Raw genomic sequence first — 5,438 nt, forward strand, 5'->3', positions numbered from 1 at the left:
TTTTTTTCTTGGTGCTATAGTGTCTTACCATCTCCTCTTGGGAGCTAGTCTCATGTTTTATAAGAGGCTTGGATTGTCTCTTTACGTTTAGCTGACGGCATCCGCTGTGTCCTAAGTGTGGCTGTGCTGGGGAGCCCCCAGATGTGTATAAGCGACAGGTTCGTGACCCTACGGAGGATCGTCGGCAGCGGGGTCGGGCGCGGCGGGTGGGCCCGGAGCGGACGACGCAGCAGCCGTTGCCCCCGAAGCCCCCGCTGGACCTGCTGGCGGAGCTGACGAACACGCCCCCGCCGCGCCAGACCCCGGTGCGGACGATCATCCGTAGGGTCAAGATCTGGACCCCGCTGGCGATCCTGCTGGTGATCGTGTTTGCGGTCGTACAGGCCGTACGCCCGCTCCCCACCCCCACCCTCGCCCTCACCACCGACGCGTCGTACGCCTTCGAGGGCGGCAAGGTCTCCCTGCCGTGGCCCGACGAGGGCCAGGGCTGGATGGACGTCAACGGCATCGGCACGATGGACAGCTTCGGCGAGCAGAAGCCCGTCGCCATCGGCTCCGTCGCCAAGGCGATGACGGCCTACGTCATCCTCAAGGAACACCCGATGAAGCCCGGTTCGAAGGGCAAGACGATCCCCGTCGACGCGAAGGCGGAGACCGAGGGCGGTTACGACAAGGACGGCGAGTCCACCCTCAACACCGTCAAGGAGGGCGACCAGCTCTCCCAGTACGACGCGATCGCGGCCATCATGATTCCGTCCGCGAACAACATCGCCCGGCTGCTCGCCCGTTGGGACAGCAACGGTTCGGAGGCGGAGTTCGTCAAGAAGATGAACGCCGCCGCCAAGGACCTCGGCATGAAGAACACGACGTACACCGACCCGTCCGGCCTGAAGGAGACGACCGTCTCCACCGCCGAGGACCAGGTCAAGCTCGGCAACGAGCTGGTGAAGATGAAGGCGCTCACGGACATCACCAGGCTGCCCGTCTGGTTCGACCCCTCGGGTCAGAAGTGGGACAACTACAACCGTCTCGTCCCCTACAACAACGCCATCGGCATCAAGACCGGCTCCACCACGGCCGCCGGCGGCAACCTCCTCTTCGCGGGCACGAAGGAGGTCGGCGACGAGACGGCGATCGTCGTCGGCGCGGTCCTCGGCCAGCACACCCCGCCGATCATCGACACCGTCAACGCGGTCAGCAAGACGGCCATGATCGCCGCCCAGGACGCGGTGACCTCCGACACGATCCTGAAGAAGGGCGATGTCGTCGGGTACGTCGACGACGGGCTCGGTGGCCGGACCCCGGTCGTGGCGACGAAGAACGTCGCGGCGGTCGGCTGGGCGGGCAAGACCGTCAAGCTGGAACTCGACGCGAGCGCGGCCATCCCGCACGAGGCGAAGTCGGGCACCGAGGTCGGCACCCTGATCGTCGGCGACGGCGCGGGCGAGGGCGTAGAGGTCCCCGTGGCCCTCCAGAAGCCCCTCACCGACCCCGGCTTCCTCACCAAGCTGACCCGGGTGAGCTGATCCGCGTGAGCCGACCCGAGCGGCTGGAACCGAGCGGCTGAGCCGAGTGCCGGTGGGTGACCGCCCCACCGGCCGCCGGACCTCCCGGAAGCGCCCCTCCTGGCCGTACGGCCAGGAGGGGCGCTCTCATGTCACCCGCCCTGCACGTCCCCCGACTCCGCCTTCTCGTCCGCTTCCTTCTCGCACTCCAGGGTCGTCGTCCGGGACGGTCCGCCGTACTGGGAGCTGATGCGTACGTCGCCCGCCTCGTGGACCGTGAGGCGGGTGAACTCGGTGAGCTCGCCGTCGGACTCGCGGTCGGCGGTGAGGCAGCCGTTGTCGGCCCAGAGCCACGGCGAGTAGGCGACGCGGACGGTGACCTCGCCCGCCCGAGGCATGTGGACCACGAGGTTGGCCCCGTCGGCGCTGACGACGGTGGCCGGCCTGTCGACGAGCGGTGTCGCGTTCTTCACCCGGTAGATCTTCCAGTTGGCGTCCTGCCAGACCGGCTCCAGATAGTCCGGCCCGCTGCTCACCAACGCGTGTTCGAGCTCGGCGGGCCCGTCCGGCTCGCCGTTGACGAGGACGACGAAACCGACGGCCCACTGCGACAGCCACGCCTTGTATGCCGCCGGGGTGAACGCCCCCTCGGGCACCTCGGTCCCGCCGTGACCCTCGTAGAAGAGACGTCCGCGCTCGACGTCGGCCTGCCGGTTCCAGCCGCGCGCCATGTTGATGTACGGCGCGAGGATGGCGGCCTCACGGTGGTCGCGGGCCGGCACGACCTCGACGCGGGTCTTCCAGGCACCCAGCCGCTTCAGCTCCTTCACCACACCGTCGGTCTTCACGGCCCACTCGGGCACCTTGGTGTTGGTGACGATGTCGGCGGTCGTCTTGCCGGTCAGCCAGGTCACGGAGAGGACCAGGGCCACCGCGCCGGCCACGACGCGCCGCCGGGGCGTGAACCAGGGCAGGGGCAGCCGGGCCTCGGCCGTACGCGCCTCGCCCCGGTACAGACAGATCGCCAGGGCCGCGGCCGGGCCCGCCAGTTCCAGGAGGCGCTCGACGTTGGTGCCGATGGGGGTGGGGATCAGGTAGCAGAGGACCACGCCGAGCGCGTAGATCGCGGCGCTCAGGCGGAGCACCCGCCAGGCGCCAGGCGCGACCAGTACCACCACCGCGCACAGCACCACCGGCGGCCATATCCGGCTGAAGGCCATCGGCTGCTCGCCCTCGAAGGGGAACAGCAGCGTGGTCACGGCGACGACGGTCACCGGTGGCGCGAGCAGCGCCGCCGCCCGGCCCCACTCACGGCACAGCAGGTACGCGGCACCGACCACGAGGAGGAACAGCCCGGAGACGGGGCTCCCCAACGTGGACAGCGTCGCGCAGACCGCACCCACCGCGATGTGCCGCCCGGTACGCCCGCTCACCACCGCCAGCAGGGCGCCCATCGCGAAGGCCGTGCCCAGCATGAACGTGGAGCGCCCCGACACCACCTGGCACCACAGCGAGAACGTCGCCGCCAGCGCGACCGGAACCGGCGCCCGTACGCCCGTGCGGGTGACGACCTCGCCGGCCAGCCAGGACGCGGAGAGCCCCGACAGCAGCGTGACCGGGACGACTCCGAGCGCGGCCATCAGATACGGCGAGAGCACGCTGTAGTTGGCCGCGTGGAGCCCCCCGTACCAGAACAGGTTGACCGCGGAGTCCGGGTACGTCTTCGCGAACTCCGCCCACGCCACCTGGGCCGCCAGATCGCCGCCGCCGGTCGCGAAGACCGCCCACCACACGACGTACAGCGGCAGGGCGCACAGGGCGGCCGTGAGGGGCACTCGATGGCGTTCCCGCCAAGGCTCGCGCGACGGCGACGGCCCGTCGGCACGCGAGACGGGTCGTCGTGGGGTCAGCTCGGCAAAGGCCACTGCGGCTCGTCCGTTCCGTTTCGACTCGTGCGGGCGGGTGTCGTCCATGTGTGGTGCGTCCGTGGGTCGGTGCGTCCGTGTCCGTCCGCGTCCGCGGATTGGTGCGTCCGTGTGTCGGGGTAGACGCTAATCACCCGCTGACAGTTGGCCGACAGGACCCGTGCGATCCGGTACGGCCGTAGGGAAACCCCTCGGCCGTACCGGTACTACACGGCTCAGGATGCGACCGGGAACGCCACGTCGCACACCGGGTCCTCGGGGCCCGCCGCGTCCCAGTCCGCGAAGTAGATCTCGCGGCACGGGCCGGTGACCCGCAATCCCCGCGCGGCGATCCACCGCTCGACCGCCTCGAACGCCGCGAGGATCTGCGGATGGGCCACCTGGGCCTTGCTGATCCGGGTGTACGCGAGCCGCGCCGCCGGCTCCACGCGCACCCCGGTCTCCCAGGCCCTCCCGTGTTCGGCGGCCCAGGCGCGCGCGGCACCCTCGTCGGCCACCGGCACACACGACTCCGCCGGCCCGTCGCTCTCCATCGACACCTCGGAGTGGTACACGACGAACGGCGCCCCGGTGACGCCGCCGCAGGCCGCCGCACCCTCCTCCAGCCGTCCGAGCGACGCCCCGATCCACGCGGGCAGTTCGTCCGCGAGGGTGTGCCGCGACTGGGTCAACAGCACCTGAGGGGCGGTGTCGACCGTTTCGACCGCGAACATCCCGTACGTCTCTTCCATGCCTGACTCCGTTCCCGACAACCGTCCACGGAGGTAGGCGACCAGGGTCCGCTGGGATGCGAACCGCTCCTCGGCGCCGGCCCAGTACGCGGCCAGCCGGTCGGCCGCCCGCGTCCCGTCCCGCCCGACGAGGCCCACGATCTCGGCGATCCGCGCGAGCGGCATGTCGAGCTGCCGCAGCAGGGCCACCAGCCGGGCACGTTCGACCTGGTCGGCGCGGTAGTACCGGTAGCCGTTCGCCTCGTCGACGTACGCCGGCGGGAGCAGCCCCAGCCGGTCGTACAGCCGCAGCGCCTTCGCCGACAGCCGTGCGCGGGCGGCGAAGGCGCCGATGGTGAGCAGGTCGTCCATGTCCAAGGGGGTCACAGGGGGCATCCTCCGTCACCGGGCGCCCTCCGCCCGGCGAGAGGAACGGTGCCCCTTGCCCCAGGGGCAAGGTCAACGGCGGCCGAGGGCGTCAGCCGAGGGCCTTCTCCACGGCGGCGACCAGGTCCGCCGACTCGGGCTCGGTCTGCGGCGAGAAGCGCGCGACGACCGAGCCGTCGCGGCCGATCAGGAACTTCTCGAAGTTCCAGCGGATGTCGCCGGTGTGGCCCTCGGCGTCCGCGTGGTCCACGAGCCGCTCGTACAGGGCGTGCCGGCCCTCTCCGTTGACCTCGACCTTCTCGGTCATCGGGAAGGTGACGCCGTACGTCGCCGAGCAGAACTCCGCGATCTCCTCGGCCGAGCCGGGCTCCTGCCCGAGGAACTGGTTGCACGGCACGCCGAGCACGGTGAAGCCCTGCGCGGCGTAGCGGGCCTGGAGCGCCTCGAGGCCGGTGTACTGGGGGGTGAGGCCGCACTTGGAGGCCACGTTCACGACGAGGACGGCCTGGCCGGCGTACTGGGCGAGGTCCGCGGGGCCGCCCTTGAGGGCGTCGATCTGCACGTCCAGGACGGAGGGGGCGGCGTTGTCAGTAGTCATAAACGGATGCTATCTCCGGCATCGCGCGCCCCCTCAGGGCGGGTTCACGCCCCCGGCGGCCGGCCGGCCCGCCTGGTCCGCCAGGTCCGCTCGGCCCGCCTGGAGAAGCACCTCTCCCGCTGCCGTCCGCGCGTACAGGACAGAGCGGCCGGCCCGCCCGCGCCGTACGAGACCGGCGTCCAGCAGCACCTTCAGATGACGGCCGACGGAGCCGAGGCCCTGCCCGGTGAGGGCGCAGAGCTGGGTGGTGCTCATGGGGGAGCCGAGGAGGACGAGGACCCGGGCGCGGTTCTCGCCGAGGAGAGAGCCGAGG

4 protein-coding genes and 1 pseudogene are annotated in these 5,438 nt (G+C 70.7%); 1 reads left to right on the forward strand and 4 read right to left on the reverse strand.

Annotation, left to right across the window (positions count from 1 at the left end):
- Window positions 1–203: 203 nt before the first annotated feature.
- Window positions 204–1,526: pseudogene (locus tag P1P70_RS39870) on the forward strand (D-alanyl-D-alanine carboxypeptidase family protein); the annotation flags it as partial.
- Window positions 1,527–1,657: 131 nt separating this feature from the next.
- On the opposite strand, the gene P1P70_RS39875 reads toward P1P70_RS39870, so the two are convergent.
- From P1P70_RS39875 to P1P70_RS39890, 4 genes are all read right to left on the reverse strand, one after another.
- Window positions 1,658–3,340: a hypothetical protein gene (locus P1P70_RS39875; RefSeq protein WP_319246678.1), complete on the reverse strand. Its 1,683-nt coding sequence runs from the start codon at window positions 3,338–3,340 to the stop codon at window positions 1,658–1,660.
- A 305-nt stretch (window positions 3,341–3,645) separates the two neighbouring features.
- Complete coding sequence (locus tag P1P70_RS39880; protein WP_319246685.1) at window positions 3,646–4,512, reverse strand: MerR family transcriptional regulator; 867 nt, start codon at window positions 4,510–4,512, stop codon at window positions 3,646–3,648.
- 106 nt (window positions 4,513–4,618) lie between these two features.
- On the reverse strand, window positions 4,619–5,125 hold the full coding sequence (locus P1P70_RS39885) for a glutathione peroxidase (protein ID WP_319246681.1): 507 nt from the start codon (window positions 5,123–5,125) through the stop codon (window positions 4,619–4,621).
- Between the two features lie 33 nt (window positions 5,126–5,158).
- A partial coding sequence (locus tag P1P70_RS39890; protein ID WP_319246684.1) for a winged helix-turn-helix domain-containing protein occupies window positions 5,159–5,438 on the reverse strand: 280 nt, incomplete at its 5' end.

This window comes from Streptomyces sp. MB09-02B (assembly GCF_033794485.1).
Taxonomy (GTDB): domain Bacteria; phylum Actinomycetota; class Actinomycetes; order Streptomycetales; family Streptomycetaceae; genus Streptomyces.

Bases quoted from the DNA above. Each gene is read 5' to 3' on its own strand.
- P1P70_RS39880 (WP_319246685.1), bottom strand. From the start codon at position 4,512: ATGGACGACCTGCTCACCATCGGCGCCTTCGCCGCCCGCGCACGGCTG.
- P1P70_RS39885 (WP_319246681.1), bottom strand. From the start codon at position 5,125: ATGACTACTGACAACGCCGCCCCCTCCGTCCTGGACGTGCAGATCGAC.